The organism is Vibrio aestuarianus (assembly GCF_012395185.1).
GTDB classification, from domain to species: domain Bacteria; phylum Pseudomonadota; class Gammaproteobacteria; order Enterobacterales; family Vibrionaceae; genus Vibrio; species Vibrio aestuarianus.
Map to the genome: position 1 here is coordinate 131,611 of NZ_JAAZTU010000002.1, position 21,555 is coordinate 153,165.

Annotated in this window: 20 protein-coding genes; 10 read left to right on the forward strand and 10 right to left on the reverse strand. The window is 44.5% G+C overall.

Annotation, left to right across the window (positions count from 1 at the left end; all coding sequences use genetic code 11):
- The first annotated feature begins 107 nt into the window (after window positions 1-107).
- Complete coding sequence (locus HGG78_RS01490) at window positions 108-368, forward strand: DUF3624 domain-containing protein (RefSeq protein WP_053309573.1); 261 nt, start codon at window positions 108-110, stop codon at window positions 366-368.
- Window positions 369-568: 200 nt separating this feature from the next.
- Here HGG78_RS01490 and argH read toward each other — a convergent pair whose 3' ends face one another.
- The 4 genes from argH to argC all read right to left on the reverse strand — a co-directional run bounded on the left by argH (window position 569) and on the right by argC (window position 5,822).
- The gene (gene argH / locus HGG78_RS01495; protein WP_172531881.1) at window positions 569-2,443 is read right to left on the reverse strand and encodes an argininosuccinate lyase; all 1,875 of its coding nucleotides are present in this window, start codon (window positions 2,441-2,443) and stop codon (window positions 569-571) included.
- Window positions 2,444-2,682: 239 nt separating this feature from the next.
- On the reverse strand, window positions 2,683-3,903 hold the full coding sequence (locus HGG78_RS01500) for an argininosuccinate synthase (RefSeq protein WP_172531882.1): 1,221 nt from the start codon (window positions 3,901-3,903) through the stop codon (window positions 2,683-2,685).
- Window positions 3,904-4,002: 99 nt separating this feature from the next.
- Window positions 4,003-4,797, reverse strand: a complete 795-nt coding sequence (gene argB / locus HGG78_RS01505; RefSeq protein WP_172531883.1) for an acetylglutamate kinase — start codon at window positions 4,795-4,797, stop codon at window positions 4,003-4,005.
- Window positions 4,798-4,820: 23 nt separating this feature from the next.
- Window positions 4,821-5,822, reverse strand: coding sequence for an N-acetyl-gamma-glutamyl-phosphate reductase (gene argC, locus HGG78_RS01510; RefSeq protein ID WP_172531884.1), 1,002 nt, complete (start codon window positions 5,820-5,822; stop codon window positions 4,821-4,823).
- Between the two features lie 156 nt (window positions 5,823-5,978).
- Between argC and argE the strand changes: the two genes are divergently transcribed.
- The 3 genes from argE (at window position 5,979) to HGG78_RS01525 (ending at window position 10,886) form a co-directional block, all read left to right on the forward strand.
- A complete protein-coding gene (argE, locus tag HGG78_RS01515) occupies window positions 5,979-7,115 on the forward strand; it encodes an acetylornithine deacetylase (RefSeq protein WP_053309578.1) in 1,137 nt (378 codons plus the stop codon).
- Between the two features lie 236 nt (window positions 7,116-7,351).
- Complete coding sequence (gene ppc, locus HGG78_RS01520; RefSeq protein WP_172531885.1) at window positions 7,352-9,985, forward strand: phosphoenolpyruvate carboxylase; 2,634 nt, start codon at window positions 7,352-7,354, stop codon at window positions 9,983-9,985.
- A 361-nt stretch (window positions 9,986-10,346) separates the two neighbouring features.
- The gene (locus tag HGG78_RS01525; protein ID WP_172531886.1) at window positions 10,347-10,886 is read left to right on the forward strand and encodes a PadR family transcriptional regulator; all 540 of its coding nucleotides are present in this window, start codon (window positions 10,347-10,349) and stop codon (window positions 10,884-10,886) included.
- Between the two features lie 45 nt (window positions 10,887-10,931).
- On the opposite strand, the gene cysE is transcribed toward HGG78_RS01525, so the two are convergent.
- From cysE to epmA, 5 genes are all read right to left on the reverse strand, one after another.
- Window positions 10,932-11,753, reverse strand: a complete 822-nt coding sequence (cysE, locus tag HGG78_RS01530) for a serine O-acetyltransferase (protein ID WP_168780560.1) — start codon at window positions 11,751-11,753, stop codon at window positions 10,932-10,934.
- Between the two features lie 92 nt (window positions 11,754-11,845).
- Window positions 11,846-12,874: an NAD(P)H-dependent glycerol-3-phosphate dehydrogenase gene (gpsA, locus tag HGG78_RS01535; protein WP_172531887.1), complete on the reverse strand. Its 1,029-nt coding sequence runs from the start codon at window positions 12,872-12,874 to the stop codon at window positions 11,846-11,848.
- Window positions 12,875-13,154: 280 nt separating this feature from the next.
- Window positions 13,155-13,622, reverse strand: coding sequence for a protein-export chaperone SecB (gene secB, locus HGG78_RS01540; RefSeq protein ID WP_053309583.1), 468 nt, complete (start codon window positions 13,620-13,622; stop codon window positions 13,155-13,157).
- Window positions 13,623-13,790: 168 nt separating this feature from the next.
- Window positions 13,791-14,225 (reverse strand): rhodanese-like domain-containing protein, encoded by a 435-nt coding sequence (locus HGG78_RS01545; protein WP_053309584.1) that lies wholly within the window; start codon window positions 14,223-14,225, stop codon window positions 13,791-13,793.
- 150 nt (window positions 14,226-14,375) lie between these two features.
- Window positions 14,376-15,350, reverse strand: a complete 975-nt coding sequence (epmA, locus tag HGG78_RS01550; protein ID WP_172531888.1) for an elongation factor P--(R)-beta-lysine ligase — start codon at window positions 15,348-15,350, stop codon at window positions 14,376-14,378.
- A 248-nt stretch (window positions 15,351-15,598) separates the two neighbouring features.
- On the opposite strand from epmA, the gene frdA reads away from it, so the two are divergent.
- Genes frdA through frdD form a run of 4 tightly spaced genes read left to right on the forward strand, consistent with a single transcriptional unit; the run spans window position 15,599 to window position 18,962 of the window.
- Entirely contained in the window at window positions 15,599-17,413 is a 1,815-nt protein-coding gene (gene frdA, locus HGG78_RS01555) for a fumarate reductase (quinol) flavoprotein subunit (RefSeq protein WP_172531889.1), read from the forward strand.
- Window positions 17,413-18,186 (forward strand): succinate dehydrogenase/fumarate reductase iron-sulfur subunit, encoded by a 774-nt coding sequence (locus tag HGG78_RS01560; RefSeq protein ID WP_053309587.1) that lies wholly within the window; start codon window positions 17,413-17,415, stop codon window positions 18,184-18,186. The genes frdA and HGG78_RS01560 overlap by 1 nt, the downstream gene beginning before the upstream one ends.
- 2 nt (window positions 18,187-18,188) lie before the next feature.
- A complete protein-coding gene (gene frdC / locus HGG78_RS01565; RefSeq protein WP_053309588.1) occupies window positions 18,189-18,572 on the forward strand; it encodes a fumarate reductase subunit FrdC in 384 nt (127 codons plus the stop codon).
- Between the two features lie 12 nt (window positions 18,573-18,584).
- Window positions 18,585-18,962, forward strand: coding sequence for a fumarate reductase subunit FrdD (gene frdD, locus HGG78_RS01570; protein ID WP_172531890.1), 378 nt, complete (start codon window positions 18,585-18,587; stop codon window positions 18,960-18,962).
- Window positions 18,963-19,102: 140 nt separating this feature from the next.
- Here the strand turns inward: frdD and efp are convergent, their stop codons facing one another.
- A complete protein-coding gene (gene efp / locus HGG78_RS01575) occupies window positions 19,103-19,669 on the reverse strand; it encodes an elongation factor P (RefSeq protein ID WP_172531891.1) in 567 nt (188 codons plus the stop codon).
- A 33-nt stretch (window positions 19,670-19,702) separates the two neighbouring features.
- Between efp and epmB the strand changes: the two genes are divergently transcribed.
- Both epmB and HGG78_RS01585 read left to right on the forward strand, forming a co-directional pair.
- On the forward strand, window positions 19,703-20,725 hold the full coding sequence (gene epmB / locus HGG78_RS01580) for an EF-P beta-lysylation protein EpmB (RefSeq protein ID WP_172531892.1): 1,023 nt from the start codon (window positions 19,703-19,705) through the stop codon (window positions 20,723-20,725).
- 124 nt (window positions 20,726-20,849) lie between these two features.
- Complete coding sequence (locus tag HGG78_RS01585) at window positions 20,850-21,359, forward strand: MgtC/SapB family protein (protein ID WP_172531893.1); 510 nt, start codon at window positions 20,850-20,852, stop codon at window positions 21,357-21,359.
- The last annotated feature ends 196 nt before the right edge of the window (window positions 21,360-21,555 follow it).

The window sequence follows — 21,555 nt, forward strand, 5'->3', positions numbered from 1 at the left end:
GCCGTTTTTGATCGTGCTTCTGTTCTGACTGAATTTGTGGCCACTTATTTCTTGAGACGGATTGAAAGGTATATACTGCTGATATCTATTGTCTACGCTCGGTCACTATGTCTTGTAATCACTGCAAACAATCATGGTTTTGGAAAAAAATAGGCCGCTGTCAACGTTGTATGGACCAACTCACAACGCTGTCTGTGCTGTGCTGGGTCGTGTGGTGGTGGCTATGCAAGGACAATCCGAAAAGCATCGAATCAATAGCATTACTAATGGCAGGATTTACTTTTAATGGGCTTTTATTTTTACATCTATGGATGAAGTTTGTGATTCTTCCTTGGCGTAAACGTAATGGTAGCCAAGACAACCATTGATCGCCCTGCCAACACATCTTCTCTTTCCGACCAAAAGAAAAAAGCCCCAAAACCAATATCAGGTTTGGGGCCTTCTTAGATTCTTCTAAGAAAAAGCAGTGGTATTTGTATAGACCGGGCTTTTCCTTATTTGTTCCCCAAAAATCGATCTTTTTTAGATCTTTTCAAGAAAATACATTTAACCTATAAGATTCATTGTGTTATGCAACCTTAACCTTAGCGATAACTTGTTCGACCAAATTAATTTCTAGGGCGACTTCATCACACGCATGCTGACGAGGACACTGCTCACAATCTTTAAGCACTTTTTCTGGCAGTAATGTTTTTGATGTCGGAATAAAGTCATGCTTCATAAAGAACTCTGGAGTACGCGTTAATACAAAGACTTTTTTAATCGCCATTTGACGAGCTTTGTTCACTAAGTACGAAACAATCGCTCGCCCTTGTCCTTGCCCTTGCCAGCCAGCTTCCACACCTAATGAACGGATTTCCGCCAGACCAGAGTCATAAACATATAACGATGCGCAACCAGTAACTTCACCATGGTGCTCAGCAACCGCAAACGAACCAATATCTCGCACTAGTTCATTGCGTGAACGAGGTAAGTTTTCACCCATATTCGCCCAGTAAGTCACCATGCTTTCTAACGTTTCGATATCAGTCAAACGCGCAGGACGAACTTTCACCGCCGTGGTGTCGCGTTTATCTAGCCGTGCTTGTGCTTGCTCAACCGCATAAGCCACTTGAGTCGGCGAGACACCACCCAACGCGCTACGTTTTTCCAAACACGATTCAATGGTCAAAATAGCGTACACGTCATCTTCAATTACTGGCGAAAATTCTTGCAGTTCAGCAATCGATAATTCTTCTAATGCACAACCTTTAGCGATAGCACCGACCACCGCCACACCCACAATATGGTGAGCTTCACGGAAAGGAATACCTTTAGCAACCAAGTAATCAGCGAGTTCTGTTGCGTTGGCATAACCTTGTTTAGCGGCTTCAAGTGTGCGTTCACCATTCACTTTGATACCATCAAAACACAAGGCCGCCATTTCCATGCAATCATTCCAAGTGTCGAGCGCATCAAACAGCCCTTCTTTGTCTTCTTGCATATCTTTGTTATACGCCAATGGTAGCGCTTTAACGGTCATCATCATGCCAGCCAACGACCCATAAACCCGACCCGTTTTACCCCGAATAAGCTCTAACGCGTCTGGGTTTTTCTTTTGTGGCATCAAAGAAGAGCCAGAGGTCACGGTATCCGCCAGTTCAATAAAGCCAGACTCACCAGAGTTGTAGAAGATCATATCTTCAGCCAAACGCGATAAATGCAGCATAGAGATCGACGCAATCGACATCAATTCCATCACATGATCCCGATCCGACACAGAGTCTAGTGAGTTACGCGTAGCACGACGAAAACCTAAGTTATGAGCTAACTGCTGACGATCAATAGGATATGCCGTTCCTGCTAGTGCACCAGAACCCAATGGGCAGGTGTCTAAACGCCTAATTGCATCGTGTAGACGAGAATAATCACGCTCAAACATTTCTACATAGGCTAAACACCAGTGAGCAAAGGTCACAGGTTGAGCGCGTTGTAAGTGCGTATAACCTGGTAATACTGTTGTTTGATGTTGCTCCGCCACTGAGACCAATTGCGTTTGTAAACGGTCTAAGCCAAGCAGTAGCTGCTGTCCTTGCTGGCGACACCACAATTTTAAATCCGTCGCGACTTGGTCATTACGAGAACGTCCCGTATGCAGTTTTTTACCCAAATCACCGACTTTGCCGATCAATTGCTGCTCTACCCACGAGTGAATATCTTCAGCATCAGAGCGTAGGATCTGCTCTGGGTCTTCCATCACTTCCAGTTTTAACTCATTGAGCGCAAGTTCTAGCTTTTGTTGCTCTTCTTCGTTTAATACGTTCACCGACAACAGGGCTTTAGACCATGCTATAGAACCCACAATGTCTTGCTCAGCCAATCGGTAGTCAAAGCGAAGTGAATCGTTAAACTCTTTGAACCTAGTGTCTGCTGCTTGGGTAAATCTGCCGCCCCATAGTGCCATTGTGTCTCTCCTAAATGCTCGCTATTCACTGCGTGTGCAACGATGGAATCTGATTGAACTCAGTTTCTTTTTTGTATGGTGATAACTTACCGCAGCCTGAAGGAAAAACAAAGTAAAAATTCACTTATTTCACATAATTATTCATGATTTTTAAATTTTAATTTATCATTCAAGGTTACTGTAACAACAAAGCCCATTTGCTAAGCAAATGGGCTTGATAATACGCTAATCAACGAAGGTTATTGGTTTTTCTTTGCTTCGTTAAGTGCTCTGATTCTGCTTGCTAGTGAGTAAAGGCGAATGAAACCACCAGCATGACTTTGGTCATACACTTCATCTTCACCGAAGGTAGCAAACTCTTCAGAATACAAGCTGTTTTCAGAACGTTTTTGAGTCACTGTCGCTTGGCCTTTATACAGTTTAACCACCACCTCGCCGTTGACGTCTTGGGCTAACTGGTCAGCCGCTGCCATGATCGATTTACATAGTGGAGTAAACCAACGACCATCGTAAACAAGGTGTGATGCTTTAACGCCTAATTCTTCACGGAATTCAAAAGACGCTTTATCCAACACTAATTGTTCAACAGCACGCAGCGCTTCCATCATGATGGTGCCCCCAGGAGTTTCGTAACAACCACGAGACTTCATACCGACCAAACGGTTTTCAACGATATCAATACGACCAACACCATGTTTTGAGCCCTTCTCATTGAGATAAACCAGTGCGTTGTATGGCGTCATCAGCTCTCCATCAACACCCACGACTTCACCTTGAGCTACTTGCAAAGTCACGTATTCTGCTTCGTTAGGCGCTTGTTCTGGATCAACCGTCCATACCCAACAGTCTTCGTTTGGTGCATTCCATGTATTTTCAAGCACACCACCTTCGGTTGAGATATGCCATGCGTTGGCATCACGTGAGTAGATCTTAGTTAAAGAAGCAGCACACGGAATGTTACGCTCTGCTAGATAATCCAGACACTCTTCACGGCTAACAAGATCCCATTCACGCCATGGCGCAATAACCTGTAGGTCCGGTGCTAACGCGGCGAACGCGCCTTCAAAACGCACTTGGTCATTACCTTTACCCGTACAGCCGTGGCACAGTGCATCCGCGCCCACTTTACGCGCAATTTCAACTTGCGCTTTGGCAATGATTGGACGAGCCATTGACGTACCAAGTAGGTATTTGCCTTCGTAGTAAGCGCCTGTTTTTAGTGTTGGATAGATGTATTCAGCAACCATCTCTTCTTTTAGATCCACTACGTAGCATTCTGAAGCGCCTGACGCTTTAGCTTTCTCTTCAATGCCGACTAATTCTTCTTCACCTTGGCCAACATCAGCGACAAAAGCCACGACTTCACAATCATAATTCTCTTTTAACCACGGAATGATCACTGATGTATCTAGACCGCCAGAGTATGCGACAACTACTTTATTAACTTGAACTTTGCTCATTTTACTTCTCCAATTTTCCCGGCGCTGCGCTTGGCGGTCAGTGCTCTGGGTTACTTCTTATCGAAAGTCGTTATTAAACAACTTACCAAAATTTTTAATTTATGACTGAGGCAAGAATTGTGTACCAATGCTCTCGCCCGCAAATAATTTGCTTAGCTTATCTGGGTAGCGCCATGTAGCGACTTGAATAGGACGACCTAAATCATTGGCGGCTTCTAATGCTGCTTTGACTTTGACGATCATGCCGTCGGTAATCACTTTACCTGCAATCAGTGCATTAGCCTGTTGTTCATTGAGGCTAGCAAGAAGGTGCCCCTTACCATCCAATACACCACTAACGTCTGAAAGCAGTACCAACTCAGCATCTAATGCGCCTGCCACCGCAACCGCCGCTTGATCCGCATTAATATTCATCATCTGGCCTTCAGCAGTCAGACCAATAGAACTAATGATTGGCAAACCACCAGCAGCAAGAATGGCTTGCAGAATTTGTGAATCCCCAGGTGATGCTTTCCCCACCGCGCCGAGTTCTGGATCCAACTCTTCCACTTTACACAACCCACCGTCAGCCAGAGATAAGCCAACCGCGTTCAAACCATCTTTAATCGCCTGACCCTGTAGCATCTTGTTAGCAGTTCCTGCTAACGCACCAACAATCAACGGAATTTGCTCGTAAGGCGTTACCCGTAAACCGTCTTTTTTCACAGTTTTCAGTTGTAGTTTCGCCATTAGCTCGTCCACTAGGTAGCCCCCACCGTGAACGATGACAATTCGTCGCTGAGCTTGGGCTTGATACTGTGCGATTGCGCCAAACAATTTGCTTAGCGTGTCCGAACAAGACAGCGCCGCGCCGCCTAACTTAATCACTAATGGATTTTGCTTTGTATCTGTCATATTTAACCCTTACGCTTGGTGGCTTACACCAAAGCTGTTAGCTCAGAAAAACCGTAATGAATGTTTAAACACTGCATCGCTTGGCTTGATGCACCTTTTAATAAATTGTCTATCGCCGAGACGACGATAATATGCTCACCTTGTACTCGCCAGCCGAGGTCACAAAATGGCGTAAACTCGACATCTTGAATTCTTGGTAATGTTTGCTTAATTCTGACCGCTGGTTTATTGGCATAAGCCAGCTCAAATGCTTCAAGCACTTGCTGCTCAGAGACACCGTGAGCCAGTTTCATGGTGATAGTCGCTAAAATGCCACGCTTAAAATTGCCAAGGTGAGGAGTGAAAATCACCTCACAACCAAGATGCGTCGCAATTTCTGGTTGATGACGATGCGTAAATACACCGTAAGGCTGTAAGCTGACTTCGCAAAAGCTATTGGTTAAGCTCGCTTTTCTGCCTGCACCAGTCACACCACTGATTGCGTTGATAACTGGCCACTGGTTGCTATCAAGTAGCCCAGCTTCTACCAGTGGTTTAATCGCGAGTTGCGATGCCGTTGGGTAACAACCTGCAACAGCAATCAGTTGGCTTTGTTGGATCGCCTCAGCATTCCATTCAGCTAAACCGTAAACAGCTTGTTCTAGCCACTGCGCATGTTTGTGTTCAAAGCCGTAGTAATTTGTGTAGAAATCATCACCTTGAACTCGAAAAGCACCAGAAAGGTCGAAAACCTGACAACCTTGCTCAAGGAAAATCGGCGCCAAATCATGGCTAACCTCATGAGCGGTTGCTAAAAACACCACATCACATTCACTGGCTGCTTTGGCTGGATCAACCAATGGTTGAATTGACATATCCACAACACCCGCAAGCTTGCCATGCAGCTCTGCCATTGGCTTTCCTGCATCTAGACTATTGGCGGAAACATATAAACCTGATAGCGTGAGTTGTGGGTGCTTTTGCACCATGTAAGCCAACTCAGCTCCGGTATAACCGCTAGCTCCGATAATTGTGGTTTTTAACATCTTGTGACATCCAGTTTCAAAGTAAAAAAGATAATTCAAAAATGACTATAAATTTCAGAAAACACCGCTTATTTCGGTTTTTTATTCACACAAAGTGATTTAATATGTGTTTTACCTTCTCGCGATTACTCTGTCAATACTAGGAGCAAAGATAATATGCAATTACCCAGTTTTCTTGAGGTCTATGAAGGCCTGATTTCGACCTCTTCCATTAGCTCCACTGACTCGAGCTGGGATGAAGGTAATGAAAATGTGATTAATAAGATGTCAGAGTGGTTTTCCAGCTTAGGTTTTACAGTTGAAACCATTGTCGTTGCTCCTGGCAAATACAACCTAATCGCGAAAAAAGGCAGCGGTGAAGGTGGATTGCTGCTTGCGGGGCACAGCGACACAGTCCCTTTTGATCAAGGACGTTGGAGCTTTGAACCTCATGCACTGACTCAAGCCAATGATCGTTTCTATGGATTAGGAACGGCCGATATGAAAGGATTTTTTGCATTCATTTATGAAGCAGTGAAGAAGGTCGATTGGAGTAAACAGAGTAAACCGCTGTATGTACTGGCAACGTGCGATGAAGAAACCACCATGCTTGGTGCTCGTCATTTTACTGAGAATGCCCCCTTCCAACCGGATTACTGTATTATCGGTGAACCCACCAGTTTGGTGCCTATTCGTGGTCATAAAGGACACGTAGCGAATGCCATTCGAGTGACGGGTAAATCTGGCCACTCATCTGACCCAGCTTTGGGGGTAAATGCGATAGAGATTATGCACGAAGTGATGTATGCATTAATGCAACTGCGTGACAAACTGGTCAAAGAGTATCATCACCCGGGGTTTGCCATCCCTAATCCAACCTTAAATTTGGGCCATATTCATGGTGGCGATAGCCCGAACCGTATCTGTGGTTGCTGTGAGCTGCATTATGATGTTCGCCCGCTACCAGGCATCAGCTTGGATGGATTAGATAACATGCTACGTGGCGCACTCAACGAAGTTGCGGCTAAATGGCCGGGCAGGATTGAAATTACCGCATTGCATGAAGCGATCCCAGGTTATGAATGTCAGCATGACCACCCCTTTATCGGAGGGGTTGAAGAGATCTGTAACACACCTTCTGAGACAGTTAATTATTGTACCGAAGCACCGTTTTTACAGCAGTTATGTCCAACGTTAGTACTTGGACCAGGTTCCATAGACCAAGCCCATCAACCTGATGAGTTCTTGGCCTTCGAATTTATTGATCCAACCATCAATGTACTGTCAAAAGCGATGTACAAATACTGCTTCTAAGAACGACATTCTCGAAGATGAAAATATACAGCGCCTTAAAGGGTCCACCTTTAAGGCTTTTTTTGTAATAAAATTTCAGTAATTAATACAAATTATTCATCAAGACGTCAAAAACCGTAACATAAGCAATAAATGGAAACTTAGTCTGCTTTATTTGACTCGGAAGGGATCTTTTCGCTAGATTGTGTACCTAGCAAGGAACATTGGATGTAATTTTTTTACAAGGCAGGACGACAATGAACGAAAAATACGCTGCGCTCAAAAGTAACGTGAGCATGCTTGGCCGGTTGCTAGGCAATACCATACAGGATGCCCATGGTGACGTTATCTTAGAGAAAGTGGAAACCATCCGAAAACTTTCCAAATCAGCACGTAACGGTAATCAAGCCGACCGAGACAGTTTGGTAGAGGAAATTAAAAACCTTCCTAATGAACAACTCACTCCCGTTGCACGCGCTTTCAACCAATTTCTGAACTTAACCAACATGGCTGAGCAATACCATACTATTTCTCGTCACTGCGAAGAACACGTTTGTGAACCAGATGCCATCAGCTCTCTGTTTACTAAACTTAATCAAAATAAAATCAGCAAACTGGATGCCGCTCAAGCGGTACGTGATCTGAATATCGAGCTCGTTCTCACCGCTCACCCAACAGAAATCACACGCCGTACCATGATCAACAAATTGGTTAAGATCAATGAGTGCCTATCGAAACTTGAATTGAGCGATCTCTCTTTCAAAGAACGCCAAAAAACCGAGCGCCGTTTAGAACAATTAATCGCCCAAAGCTGGCATTCCGATGTTATCCGTAAGCAGCGCCCAACCCCTCTTGATGAAGCAAAATGGGGGTTTGCGGTAGTAGAAAATTCATTATGGCAAGCCATACCAGAGTTCTTACGTGAATTCGATGAGCGCCTGGAAAGTTACTTAGGTGAAGGGCTACCGATTGATGCGCGCCCAGTGCATATCTCATCTTGGATGGGTGGAGACCGCGACGGTAACCCATTCGTTACTCACACTATTACCCGTGAAGTGCTGTTACTTTCTCGCTGGAAAGCAGCTGACCTGTACCTTGGCGACATCAATGAATTAGTCAGTGAACTATCAATGACTAAATGCAGTGATGCATTGCGAGCGCTTGCCGGTGAAGATGAACACGAACCATACCGTGCGATTCTAAAGCGTTTACGTACGCTATTGACTGAAACCACGGAAGTGCTTGAAGCAAAAATCAATGGCCAGCAATTGGCACGCAAAGCGCCGCTTCAGCATATCGACCAATTATGGCAGCCGCTGCTGGCATGCTATCAATCACTGCATGAATGTGGCATGGGTGTCATCGCTGATGGTTCGCTACTTGACACACTACGCCGTATCAAAGCTTTTGGCGTGCATTTAGTACGTTTGGATATCCGCCAAGAAAGTACTCGTCATTCCGATGTACTGTCTGAGCTGACGCGCTATCTAGGCATTGGTGATTACGACCAGTGGAGCGAGCAAGACAAAATTGCTTTCCTAACTAATGAGCTCAGCTCTAAACGCCCTCTATTGCCACGTGACTGGCAACCATCAGAGCCAGTTCAAGAAGTGCTCGATACCTGTAAGATTATTGCCGCACAGCCTCGTGAAGCCTTTGGCGCATACGTCATTTCCATGGCTCGTACCGCGTCAGATGTACTCGCAGTGCACTTATTACTGCAAGAATCTGGCTGCCCTTATCGTATGGATGTCTGTCCACTGTTTGAAACATTGGACGACTTAAACAATGCTGAAGCGGTCATCAACCAATTGATGAGTATTGATCTCTACCGTGGCTTTATTCAAAACCATCAAATGGTGATGATTGGCTATTCTGATTCTGCTAAAGATGCAGGTGTAATGTCAGCCGGTTGGGCGCAATATCGCGCAATGGATGCTCTGGTTAAAGTTAGCGAAGAAGCGGGCATTGAACTGACACTATTTCATGGCCGTGGCGGTACGATTGGTCGTGGTGGCGCGCCAGCGCACGCAGCGCTACTTTCCCAACCACCAAAAAGCTTGAAAGGTGGCTTACGCGTAACCGAACAAGGCGAGATGATTCGTTTTAAACTTGGTTTGCCAGAAGTGGCCATTAACAGCTTCAATATGTACGCTAGTGCAATTTTGGAAGCCAACCTACTTCCACCGCCAGAGCCAAAACAAGATTGGCGTGATTTGATGGATGTTTTATCAGAAGTATCTTGTGAGTCATACCGCAACATTGTACGTGGCGAACCAGACTTTGTGCCTTATTTCCGTCAAGCAACCCCTGAACTAGAACTGGGTAAATTACCTCTCGGTTCTCGTCCCGCCAAACGTAATCCAAATGGTGGGGTTGAAAGCTTACGTGCTATTCCTTGGATTTTTTCTTGGAGCCAAAACCGCCTAGTACTTCCTGCATGGTTAGGGGCTGGTGAAGCGATTCAATACTCGATAGATAAAGGACACCAAGCGCTACTTGAAGATATGTGTCGTGAATGGCCGTTCTTCTCCACACGCTTAGGCATGCTGGAGATGGTGTATTCTAAGTGCAACATCGAAATTTCACGCTACTACGATGAACGCTTAGTCGATGAATCGCTGCGTCCACTAGGTGATCGTCTGCGCACTCAACTCCAGAAAGACATCAAAGCAGTGCTTAATGTGGAAAACAACGAGAATTTGATGCAAAGCGACCCTTGGGGTCTTGAATCAATTCGTCTGCGTAATATCTATGTTGAGCCATTGAATATGCTGCAAGCAGAGTTGCTCTATCGCACCCGTCAAACAGAGACCCCATCGGTAGAATTAGAGGAAGCACTAATGGTAACGATTGCTGGCATAGCAGCAGGAATGCGTAATACAGGTTAAATGGTAGTTTTTTATTCCATAAAAACAAAAAAAGGTCGCATTATGCGGCCTTTTATTTTGACTGAGCAAAATTATTGAGAATATTATCAGCTTTTTAGGCATTCACGCCCAAAGTATTCCACTTTATGCTTATTATTTAGATATAATACCGCTCCTCTGCGAAACCATATAAACACAACAAATCGCAGATTGGTATGCGCAATGCGTACTACCTCCTAGGTGATAAACGGCTTTTAAGGTGACACAACCAACATACGATAAGTTGGTGTTGCTTAAACTCAACCAAGATTGATGCCATCAGAAGCACAACAAGAGTTTACGCGATTGGTTTCATCGTTTATTAACCATTTGGATTGAAGACATGTCATTACCACACGTTATCTTAACCGTTCTGAGCACACGCGATGCCACAGGTTACGACATCACGAAAGAGTTCTCAGCTAGCATTGGCTACTTTTGGAAAGCCAGCCACCAGCAAGTTTACCGTGAATTAAATAAAATGGGTCAAAATGGCCTTGTGACTTGCGTATTAGAGCCTCAAGAAGGTAAACCTGATCGTAAAGTTTACTCCATCACGGATTTAGGTCGTCGAGCATTAGGTGAGTGGTTTGATCAACCGACTGCACACCCGACAGTTCGTGACGAATTCAGTGCTAAGCTTATCGCTTGTGCTGTACAGCCAGCAACGCCTTACCGAGTTCAACTGGGTGAGTTACTCGAAGAGTCAAAGAAATTAGTTGCTCATTACCAAGAGATTGAATCTGCATACTATGCAACGCCTGCGACCTTAGATAAGCAACAACGTCTTGAACGCCTGACACTGCGTCGCAACCTTTTGCTTCGTCAAGCTTGGGTTGAATGGGCAGAAGAAGTACTTGTTGAACTTGACGCCATGGCTTAATGCCTGCGATCAAAAAAGGTGATGCTTTTGCATCACCTTTTTTATTTAAATACCATCACCACCGATAAAGCTTTGCGAGCGACCATTAAACTGCTGATCCATATCTAAAGAAGGCTTATCGGTTTGCGGACGACCGACAATTTTAGCCGGAACGCCAGCTACCGTGGTATGTGGGGGAACCGCTTGCAGTACCACAGAGCAAGAACCAATTTTAGCCCCCTCACCCACTTCAATATTGCCTAGAATTTTGGCACCAGCACCAATCATCACACCTTCACGAATTTTCGGGTGACGATCACCACATTCTTTACCTGTACCGCCAAGTGTCACATCCTGCAAAATTGAGACATCATTTTCCACCACAGCGGTTTCACCAATCACAATACCTGTCGCGTGATCCAACATAATACCGCGACCAATTCGAGCTGCTGGATGAATATCGACCTGACAAGCCACTGAGATTTGATTTTGGAAATAAGTTGCCAAAGCGACACGCCCTTGTTTCCATAACCAATTGGCAACACGATATCCTTGCAATGCATGATAGCCTTTCAGGTAAAGCAGAGGCATCGAGTACATAGAAACCGCAGGGTCACGATTAACCGTCGCGCAAATATCACACGCCGCCGCTTCGGTGATGCTGCAATCAGCGGCAAAAGCTTCTTCAACCACCTCACGTACTGCCATGGCTGGCATCGACGCAGTGTTCAGCTTATTGGCTAATATGTAGCTCAGTGCTGAACTTAAGCTATCATGCTTGATGATGGTGGCATGATAAAAGCTAGCCAGCATCGGTTCTTGTTCTGATTGCTCACGTGCCTCTTTGACTATCGCTTGCCAAACTTTGAATTTTTCGCAATGTTTCATCGTTGGTTCATTACCCTTACCAATTCAATCCCTAGAGCGTCAATGTAGATTGCCGTGCGATGAGTCTCCTCACCGATACTATGGGCAATGAATTATCGTTCCGCTTTTTTATCGCGTGCCAGCAGATCTTGAGCCGCCATACGTGCATCTTTACCTTGATACAACACTTGATAGATTTGTTCAACTATTGGCATCTCAACACCCATTCGCTGTGCTAGCACCCATACTTCTTTAGTATTACGGTAACCTTCAACCACTTGGCCAATTTCTTGTTGAGCAGTATCCACCTCTTTGCCTTGTCCCAATGCTAAACCAAAACGACGGTTGCGTGATTGGTTATCAGTACAAGTCAGTACTAAATCGCCTAACCCAGCCATGCCCATAAAGGTTTCCGGCTGTGCCCCTAGCGCAGCACCAAGGCGACACATTTCCGCCAAACCGCGAGTGATTAACGCTGTACGGGCATTGGCACCAAAACCGATACCATCAGACATCCCGGCTCCAATTGCTATCACATTCTTAACCGCACCACCTAATTGCATGCCGATAAAATCACTATTGGCATAAACTCGAAACGTTTTGCTACAGTGGATTTTTTCTTGCAGCTCTTTCACAAACTGCTCATCAGGCGACGCAACAGAAATTGCAGTAGGCATGCCCATCGCTAGCTCTTTGGCAAACGTTGGACCAGACAATACCGCTAATGAATAATGATCGCCTATCACATCGTGTGCTACATCTTTCAATAAACGTCCAGTTTCCGGCTCCAACCCTTTGGTTGCCCAGCAGATCCGAGAGTTCTCTCTCAAATGCGGTTTGAGACTCTTCAAGACAATACCAAACACATGACTTGGTACCACAACCAATAGATCTCGGCTCGCTTGCACCGCTTTTTGTAAATCAGACTCGATAATTAGTGACAGTGGAAAATCAATATTGGGCAAAAACTCATGGTTAGCACGATCAGCCTCAAGGCGAGCCATATGCTCAACTTCATGTCCCCAAAGAACAACATTTGCGCCATTACGCGCCAGAGAAATCGCCAGAGATGTACCGTAAGAACCAGCACCAATCACTGTCATTGCAATCTCTTTGCCGTAAATACTTTTAGGATCTGTCATTGTTTCGCCCATTAACTATTAGTGTATTTATTTTATACCTAAACCATTTTCAGTGTTGCTCTTAAACAATTTATAAAATGGCTTAGGTATCATTCTGCTGATGCTGCTTACCATTTATTAGCCTTGGGCAGTCAAACAAACTAAGCCTTGGTAATAAAAATTAAACAGAGACAAATAAAAAATGCACATCGCACCGTCAGTCTTTGGGATGCTTTGTGCATTTTTAATAATTAAGAGCCGTGAAAATAAACCGCCCCTTAAATGCTAACGCTGATAGCGATTAAGCCTCAGCTTGTTCACCTTGAGACGCTTGCTGTTGTAGATAGTTCATAAACAATGCATCAAAGTTAACTGGTGCAAGGTTAAGTTGTGGGAATGTACCCTTAACCACCAAGCTAGAAATAGTTTCACGAGCGTATGGGAATAGAATGTTAGGGCAGAATGCACCTAAACAATGAGCCAATTGGCCTGCTTCCATTTTATCTGCAGTGAAGATACCACCTTGTTGAACTTCGCATAGGAATGCGTTTTCTTCAGCATTTTTTACAGTAACCGTTAGACGCAGCACAACTTCGTATACACCTTCACCAAGCTCACGGCTTTGAGTGTCTAGATCCAGCTTCACATCTGGATTCCACTCTTTTTGAAACATCGTTGGTGAGTTTGGAGCTTCAAAAGAAACATCTTTTAGGAAGATACGTTGAATTGCGAAATTTTGTTGTGCGTCTTGTTGTGCTGCTTCAGCCATTGTTTAATCCTTAAATACTTACAAATTCTGTGTTGTCTTGAGACTAACCGAGCTAATTTTGAATGACTAGATGAACTCACTATTACGTGGAAAACATCACAACTCTTCAGGTTAAATGATGAATTTTCACTCAAGCAAGTTCAATTCTAGAGAACCACTGTCAGTGAATTACTTCTTGCCGCGAACCAATGGTAGGTTAGCTTCATTCCAAGCAACCAAACCGCTTTTCAATAGATTCACGTTTTCAAAACCAGCTTTAGCGAGTAAGTTTGCACTCTCTTGCGCAGTTTGACCCGTTTTGCATACAACAATGATTGGGTCTGACTTGCGATTTTCAAGGCTAGCAAAGTTACCTGCTTTAATATCCGACGGTAAAATGTGAACCGCATCAGTTATATGACCTTTTTTGAACTCTTCTTTAGAGCGAATATCAACAACCACACCATTGTCACGATTCATCAGATAAGTGGTTTGTGCTGCGGTGATTTCTTTGTATGCCGCAGTGGTCGATTTTACGATGCTCATAATTAAGGCAACGAGAATACCTACCCATGCCAAAGATAGAATCATATTTTGTTGGAAAAACTCGATGTACTCTTGCATATGTTGTGCTCTTGCAATGTGGGCTTAAAAACAGACAAGGAGTATAGCGAGGTTGAAGGCATGACGCGAGTGCTTAGACGGCAGAATAAACAAGTGTTGCATTTTTCCTCATTCATCAAGAGTGAATGAAGAAAAATACCGAGATTCAAATTAAGCAATTGGAAATGGGAAAGCCGTCACTTTATCGATGTGATCTTGGCCAAGAGCCAACATAATCAAGCGATCAATCCCTAAAGCCACACCTGCACATGCAGGTAAGCCCGCTTTTAATGCTTCAATTAAATGATAGTCAATAGGCTGCTCGGCAAGTCCCATCGCGTAGCGTTTTTGGTTATCCGCTTCAAAACGTGCCAATTGCTCTTGTGGGTTATCCAGCTCATGAAAACCGTTAGCAAGCTCAATCCCTTTAAAATAGACTTCGAAGCGATCCGCAACACGAGGATCTTGCACATTAATTTTTGCCAATGCCGCTTGAGAGGCGGGGAAATCATAAACAAATGCGGGCGCTTGTTGACCAATTTTCGGTTCAATGCCGATACTAAATAGCAGCTGTAATAACGTATCTCGCTCTTCTTCTGGCTGCGCAATATCGTTCAGACCAAGCGTACTAGCAACGCGTTTAAGCTCCGTCATCGAAGCATCTAAAGGACAAACACCGAGCACTTGAATAAAGGCTTGCTGATAAGTCATGCGTTCAGCCATCGCACATTGCAGAACAAGCTGCAACAACGTATCCATTTCATCCATAAGATCATGGTGGTTAAACCCAATTCGATACCATTCCAAGAGGGTAAATTCTGGGTTGTGGTATCGGCCGTTCTCTTCATTACGAAATGCTTTATTGATTTGATAAATAGAGCCACTACCCGCCGCCAACAAACGCTTCATATGAAACTCAGGGCTAGTCATAAAATGCAATCGACGCCCATCAGCGTAACCAGGGCCAATAAACTCTGTTTCAAAGGTTTGCAGATGGATATCAGTCACCGTGGCGTGACTCATCGCAGGAGTGTCGACTTCCAGCACGTCTCGTTCATCAAAGAATTGTCGGATCTGCTTGATGAGGCAGGCTCTTTGTCGCAGTTGTTGAATTGATGCGGTTGGCATCCAGTGTTGTTTGCTCATTTTTTGACTGATACACAAGTTGAAGTAAGGCAAATTCTACTCTGCTAAGAGCAAATTCCCAATCCGTACGTGATTATTATCACACAAAGAAAAATAATTATGCTTACACTTGCACTTCCGAAGCAAAAACCTAACAGAATCAATTTTTTCCTAACTAACCTCTTCTACACTAGCAGCACCCAAAGTAAGGCTTATTAGCTTTTAATTATAACAAGCGGAATTTCCGCATCACTCACTGGAGGATAACTGTGCAAATTATCACCACAGATATCGCAGTCATCGGCGCAGGCGGCGCTGGTCTTCGTACTGCAATTGCAGCAGCTGAAGCAAACCCTGATTTAGAAGTCGCTCTGATTTCAAAAGTCTATCCAATGCGTTCTCATACGGTCGCAGCAGAAGGTGGCTCAGCGGCAGTTATCAAGGAAGAAGATAGCCTAGATAACCACTTCAACGATACCGTTGGCGGAGGTGACTGGCTATGTGAACAGGATGTTGTTGAATACTTTGTTGCCAATTCGACGCGCGAAATGGTGCAAATGGAGCAATGGGGCTGCCCATGGAGCCGTAAAGAAAATGGTGAAGTCAACGTACGCCGCTTTGGTGGTATGAAAGTTGAACGCACCTGGTTTGCGGCAGATAAAACCGGCTTCCACATGCTTCACACCCTCTTCCAAACTTCAATGAAATATCCACAAATCAACCGCTTTGATGAGTACTTTGTGGTTGATCTGCTTGTTGAAGACGGTGAAGTACAAGGCCTTATCGCCATTCACATGTCTGAAGGTGAATTGGTTACTATTAAAGCGAAATCTGTTGTATTGGCAACCGGTGGCGCAGGCCGTGTTTACCACTGTAATACCAATGGCGGTATCGTAACAGGTGACGGCATGGCGATGGCTTATCGTCACGGTGTTCCTCTGCGCGATATGGAATTTGTTCAATACCACCCAACAGGCTTACCGGGTACTGGTATTTTGATGACCGAAGGTTGTCGTGGTGAAGGCGGTATTATCGTCAACAAAAATGGCTACCGTTATCTGCAAGATTACGGCATGGGCCCTGAAACTCCCGTTGGTCAGCCAAAAAACAAATATATGGAACTGGGTCCTCGCGATAAAGTTTCTCAAGCGTTCTGGCATGAACAGCAAAAAGGCAACACTATCAAACACCCACTGGGTGATGTAGTGCATCTTGACCTTCGCCACCTAGGTGAAGAGTACTTACAAGAACGTCTACCGTTCATTTGTGAGCTAGCTAAAGCTTACGTCAATGTCGACCCAGCCAAAGAGCCGATCCCAATTCGCCCTACCGTGCACTACACCATGGGTGGTATTGAGACCGATGGTCAATGCGAAACGCGTATTAAAGGCCTATTTGCGGTCGGCGAATGTGCATCCGTTGGTCTTCATGGTGCAAACCGCTTAGGTTCAAACTCTCTTGCTGAATTCGTGGTATTTGGCCGCGTTGCTGGTGAACAAGCGGTGAAACGTGCTGCTGAGTTTAAAGGTTGGAACGATGAATCTATCGCTAAACAAGTGAAAACGGTTGAAGAGCGTATTGCTGCCTTGATGAACCAAGAAGGCGATGAAAACTGGGCCACTATCCGTACTGAAATGGGTCACACCATGGAAGCAGGTTGTGGTATCTACCGCCAAGAAGATTTAATGCAAGCGACGATCGATAAAATCACCGAGCTTAAAGAGCGTTACAAGCGCATCAGCATCAAAGATAAAGGCAAAGTATTCAACACTGACTTGCTTTACGCGATTGAAGTTGGCTACGGCTTAGAAGTTGCCGAAGCGATGGCGCACTCTGCGATTTTACGTAAAGAGTCTCGTGGTGCTCACCAACGTTTGGATGAAGGTTGTACAGAGCGTGATGACGTCAACTTCCTGAAACACTCTTTGGCTTTCTACCAACCAGATGCAGCGCCAACCATCGATTACAGCGATGTGAAAATCACCAAGTCACAACCGAAAGCGCGTCTATATGGTGAAGCCGCAGAACAAGCGGCCGCGGCAGAAAAAGCTGCCGAAGACAAACGCGCAGAGGAGCAAAAATAATGTCAGCAAATCGTATTCAAAAAGTAGATATTTTACGCTACGACCCAGAAGCGGATGCTGAGCCGCATCTACAAGCCTTTGAAGTACCCTTTGATGAAACCATGTCAGTACTCGACGCCATTGGCTACATCAAAGATCACCTAGATAAAGACCTCTCTTACCGTTGGTCTTGCCGCATGGCGATTTGTGGTTCATGTGGTGTGATGGTGAATGGTGTACCAAAACTGGCTTGTAAGAGTTTCCTACGTGACTACCCGAATGGGGTGAAGATTGAGCCATTAGCCAACTTCCCTATCGAAAAAGATTTAATTGTTGATATGACGCCGTTCATCGAACGTCTTGAAGCGATTAAACCTTACATCATCGGTAACGATCGTAAGCCTGAAGATGGCACCAACCTGCAAACGCCAGAGCAAATGGCGAAATACAAACAGTTCGCAGGCTGCATCAACTGTGGTCTTTGCTACGCGGCTTGCCCTCAGTTTGGTCTAAACCCTGAGTTCATTGGCCCTGCAGCATTAACACTTGCGCATCGCTATAACTTAGACAGCCGTGATAATGGTAAAGCTGAACGTATGAAGCTTATCAATGGTGATAATGGTGCTTGGGGTTGTACCTTTGTTGGTTATTGCTCTGAGGTCTGCCCGAAACACGTAGACCCAGCAGCAGCAGTAAACCAAGGTAAAGTAGAGTCTTCGATGGATTTTGTCATTGCGATGCTAAAACCTGACGGTTCAACTAGCCATTCAGACAAAGATTCAGGGGAGGCGTAATCATGAGTAACCGTAAACCTTACGTACGTGAAATGAAGCGTACTTGGTGGAAAGATCATCCTTTCTACCGCTTCTACATGATGCGTGAAGCCACTGTTTTACCTTTGATTCTATTTACCCTATTCCTAACTTTCGGTTTGGGTTGTTTGGTCAAGGGCCCTGAAGCGTGGCAAGGCTGGCTAAGCTTTATGGCAAACCCAATTGTGGTTGCCATCAACATCGTCGCTTTAGCGGGCAGTTTACTGCATGCTCAAACCTTCTTCAGCATGATGCCGCAAGTAATGCCTATTCGTCTGAAAGGTAAGTTGGTCGACAAAAAAATCATCGTACTCACTCAGTGGGCAGCGGTTGCGTTTATTTCTCTCATCGTTCTGATTGTGGTGTAAGGAGCTTATAGTATGAATAACAATTATAAGGTAAATCGCACCCCAAAACGTTCTGACGAACCAGTGTGGTGGGGGCTATTTGGTGCTGGTGGTACATGGTTTGCTATGATCACGCCAATCACTATTTTAGTGTTGGGTATTCTAGCGCCACTCGGTATTATTGACGAACAAGCTATGAGCTATGAACGTGTTGCAAACTTTGCAACTAGCATTATCGGTGCACTGTTCATCATTGGCACATTAGCGTTACCAATGTGGCATGCCATGCACCGTGTTCACCACGGTATGCATGACTTAAAATTCCATACTGGCATCGTTGGTAAAATTGCTTGTTACGCTTTTGCTGGTTTAATCTCAGCCCTAGCGGTTGTATTTATCTTCATGATTTAATCCAACATCAATGCGATAAAAGCAAAAAAGCTGATGAGAAATCATCAGCTTTTTTATTTGTTTGTCGTTCACTGTAAATATCAAATAGTTCAGCGACAAAAAAGGCCGCAACCGCGACCTTCTTATCGTTAAGTAATGATTTACTTAACACGACCTACATATTCACCAGAACGAGTATCAACTTTGATCACTTCGCCAATGGTAATGAATAGTGGAACGCGAACTACAGCACCAGTCGTCAATGTTGCTGGTTTGCCACCCGTCCCCTGAGTGTCACCTTTTAGGCCTGGATCGGTTTCTGCCACTTCTAGCTCAACAAAGTTTGGTGGTGTAACCGCAATTGGGTTACCGTTCCAAAGTGTTAACATACAAGTGTTGTTTTCTACCAACCACTTAGCGCTATCACCAACCGCTTTTGAGTCTGCTGCGATCTGCTCAAAGGTTTCTGCATTCATAAAGTGGTAGAATTCACCGTCGCTATATAGATAATCTAGGTCGATATCCATAACGTCAGCCACTTCAACTGAGTCACCCGATTTAAATGTTTTTTCCAGAACTTTGCCAGAAAGCAGTTTACGGATTTTTACACGGTTGAATGCTTGACCTTTACCTGGTTTCACATACTCGTTTTCGAGAATGACACAAGGCTCATTATCAAGCATAATTTTGAGACCGCCTTTAAATTCATTCGTGCTAACAGTAGCCATTTTTTCCTCTTACCATTCTTCGAGTTAAATTCAATGCCGCACATAATAACCCGAAAAGTCGAATCTGTTGAGCAAAACTGGCTCCAACAGTTAACGAATGCGATCTCAAACCCTGCAGATTTATTACAAATACTGGAGATCGATCCTTCACTTTGGCAAAACGGCTTTGAAGCTCGCAAACTTTTCGCCCTCCGAGTCCCACAAAGTTTTATCGAACGTATGGAACAAGGGAATCCTTATGATCCCCTGTTACGCCAAGTGCTTCCGCTCAGCGAAGAATTTGAATGGCATCAAGGCTATTCTACTGACCCACTTGAAGAGCAAAATAACGCGATTCCAGGCCTGCTGCATAAATACAAAAACCGTGCACTGATGATCGTAAAGGGCGGATGTGCAGTGAATTGCCGTTACTGCTTTCGTCGTCACTTTCCCTATCAAGAGAATAAAGGTAACAAAACGATTTGGCAGCAGAGCTTAGATTATATTGCCGCACACCCTGAATTGAATGAGGTCATATTGTCAGGTGGCGATCCACTGATGGCAAAAGATCACGAGCTTAAATGGCTGATAGAGGCGATTAGCCAAATTCCACATATCAAACGCTTACGCATTCACTCACGCTTGCCTGTCGTGATACCGGCGCGTATTACCGACTCATTATGCGAGTTACTACAAGATACTCGCTTGCAAGTCATTCTAGTGACTCACATCAACCACGCTAACGAAATCAACCTTGAGCTAAAACAGCAAATGAACCGCCTGCGTGCTATTAATGTCACCCTACTAAACCAAGGTGTGTTACTGAAAGGGGTCAATGACAGTATCAAAGCGCAAGTTCAATTAAGCGAAACATTATTTGATGCTGGTATCTTGCCCTATTACCTTCACGTATTAGACAAAGTTCAAGGCGCTGCGCACTTTTTTGTTTCAGATCAACAAGCTAAAGATATTATGGCCGGTGTTATCGAACAAGTTTCTGGTTACTTAGTTCCTAAATTAACACGAGAAATTGGCGGTCGTTCGAGTAAAACACCGCTCGATTTGCATTTAGAATAGATAAAAAATGGCACAGACAAATCAGAGTCTCTGGCCATAAATTTTGCTTATCTAGACAAACAAAAGCTTTTGTTCGATCAATACCTGCTTTCTCTGCATACTCGACATCTTTTAGGAGGTCAGTATGCAACCCATCGAACAATTTCTCAATCTCGGACCTTTTAGTTGGCCAGCTCTATTTTGCTGTGCACTCAATGGACTATTAATCGGCATTGAACGCCAAACTAGGGGTAAGCCGGTAGGCATTCGAACCTCGATATTAATAATTTCTGGTACTTACTTTTTCCTAGCGATGGGGGTAACTTTGTCACCGAATACGCTCGATCAGGCTCGGGTTCTTGGACAGATCATCACTGGGGTTGGCTTTTTGGGCGCAGGGGTGATGATGACTCAAGATGGTAAGATCCATGGTGTAACCTCTGCGGCGGTTATTTGGGTACTCGCTTCGCTTGGTTTGATGATTGGTCTTGGGTACTTACAACAATCAGTGATTATCACCATTTTAGTGCTGAGCGTACTTTATGGAGTAGATAAAGTTGAGAATAGCTTTAAGAGTCTGCGCCGCGGCGTACATCAAAAGTTTCAAAATAGGAAATCATCGCATCTATTAAATAAAAAGCGTATAGAACAATAAAATAAACAATGGGAATTAGATAGAAAATGCCAGAACCTTCATTCTGGCATTTTTATAGAATCAAAAACTAGAATTTACTGTCTTTGTTTATACCCAAACAATTTGAAGTTGCAGGAAGGCGGCAAGTGAGTTCATCCCCTTGAGCATAGATAAACTATGTGATTGGGGTGAGCGAATGTAGCCAACACCGCTGCAG

What these genes read in the sequence shown, in the direction of transcription:
- argE (WP_053309578.1), top strand. Translation starts at nt 5,979, where the DNA reads ATGCAATTACCCAGTTTTCTTGAGGTCTATGAAGGCCTGATTTCGACC.
- argH (WP_172531881.1), bottom strand. Translation starts at nt 2,443, where the DNA reads ATGGCACTATGGGGCGGCAGATTTACCCAAGCAGCAGACACTAGGTTC.
- cysE (WP_168780560.1), bottom strand. Translation starts at nt 11,753, where the DNA reads ATGAAACATTGCGAAAAATTCAAAGTTTGGCAAGCGATAGTCAAAGAG.
- argC (WP_172531884.1), bottom strand. Translation starts at nt 5,822, where the DNA reads ATGTTAAAAACCACAATTATCGGAGCTAGCGGTTATACCGGAGCTGAG.
- HGG78_RS01500 (WP_172531882.1), bottom strand. Translation starts at nt 3,903, where the DNA reads ATGAGCAAAGTTCAAGTTAATAAAGTAGTTGTCGCATACTCTGGCGGT.
- HGG78_RS01560 (WP_053309587.1), top strand. Translation starts at nt 17,413, where the DNA reads ATGTCAGCAAATCGTATTCAAAAAGTAGATATTTTACGCTACGACCCA.
- HGG78_RS01525 (WP_172531886.1), top strand. Translation starts at nt 10,347, where the DNA reads ATGTCATTACCACACGTTATCTTAACCGTTCTGAGCACACGCGATGCC.
- argB (WP_172531883.1), bottom strand. Translation starts at nt 4,797, where the DNA reads ATGACAGATACAAAGCAAAATCCATTAGTGATTAAGTTAGGCGGCGCG.
- efp (WP_172531891.1), bottom strand. Translation starts at nt 19,669, where the DNA reads ATGGCTACTGTTAGCACGAATGAATTTAAAGGCGGTCTCAAAATTATG.
- ppc (WP_172531885.1), top strand. Translation starts at nt 7,352, where the DNA reads ATGAACGAAAAATACGCTGCGCTCAAAAGTAACGTGAGCATGCTTGGC.
- frdD (WP_172531890.1), top strand. Translation starts at nt 18,585, where the DNA reads ATGAATAACAATTATAAGGTAAATCGCACCCCAAAACGTTCTGACGAA.
- HGG78_RS01490 (WP_053309573.1), top strand. Translation starts at nt 108, where the DNA reads ATGTCTTGTAATCACTGCAAACAATCATGGTTTTGGAAAAAAATAGGC.
- HGG78_RS01585 (WP_172531893.1), top strand. Translation starts at nt 20,850, where the DNA reads ATGCAACCCATCGAACAATTTCTCAATCTCGGACCTTTTAGTTGGCCA.
- secB (WP_053309583.1), bottom strand. Translation starts at nt 13,622, where the DNA reads ATGGCTGAAGCAGCACAACAAGACGCACAACAAAATTTCGCAATTCAA.
- epmA (WP_172531888.1), bottom strand. Translation starts at nt 15,350, where the DNA reads ATGAGCAAACAACACTGGATGCCAACCGCATCAATTCAACAACTGCGA.
- gpsA (WP_172531887.1), bottom strand. Translation starts at nt 12,874, where the DNA reads ATGACAGATCCTAAAAGTATTTACGGCAAAGAGATTGCAATGACAGTG.
- frdC (WP_053309588.1), top strand. Translation starts at nt 18,189, where the DNA reads ATGAGTAACCGTAAACCTTACGTACGTGAAATGAAGCGTACTTGGTGG.
- epmB (WP_172531892.1), top strand. Translation starts at nt 19,703, where the DNA reads ATGCCGCACATAATAACCCGAAAAGTCGAATCTGTTGAGCAAAACTGG.
- HGG78_RS01545 (WP_053309584.1), bottom strand. Translation starts at nt 14,225, where the DNA reads ATGCAAGAGTACATCGAGTTTTTCCAACAAAATATGATTCTATCTTTG.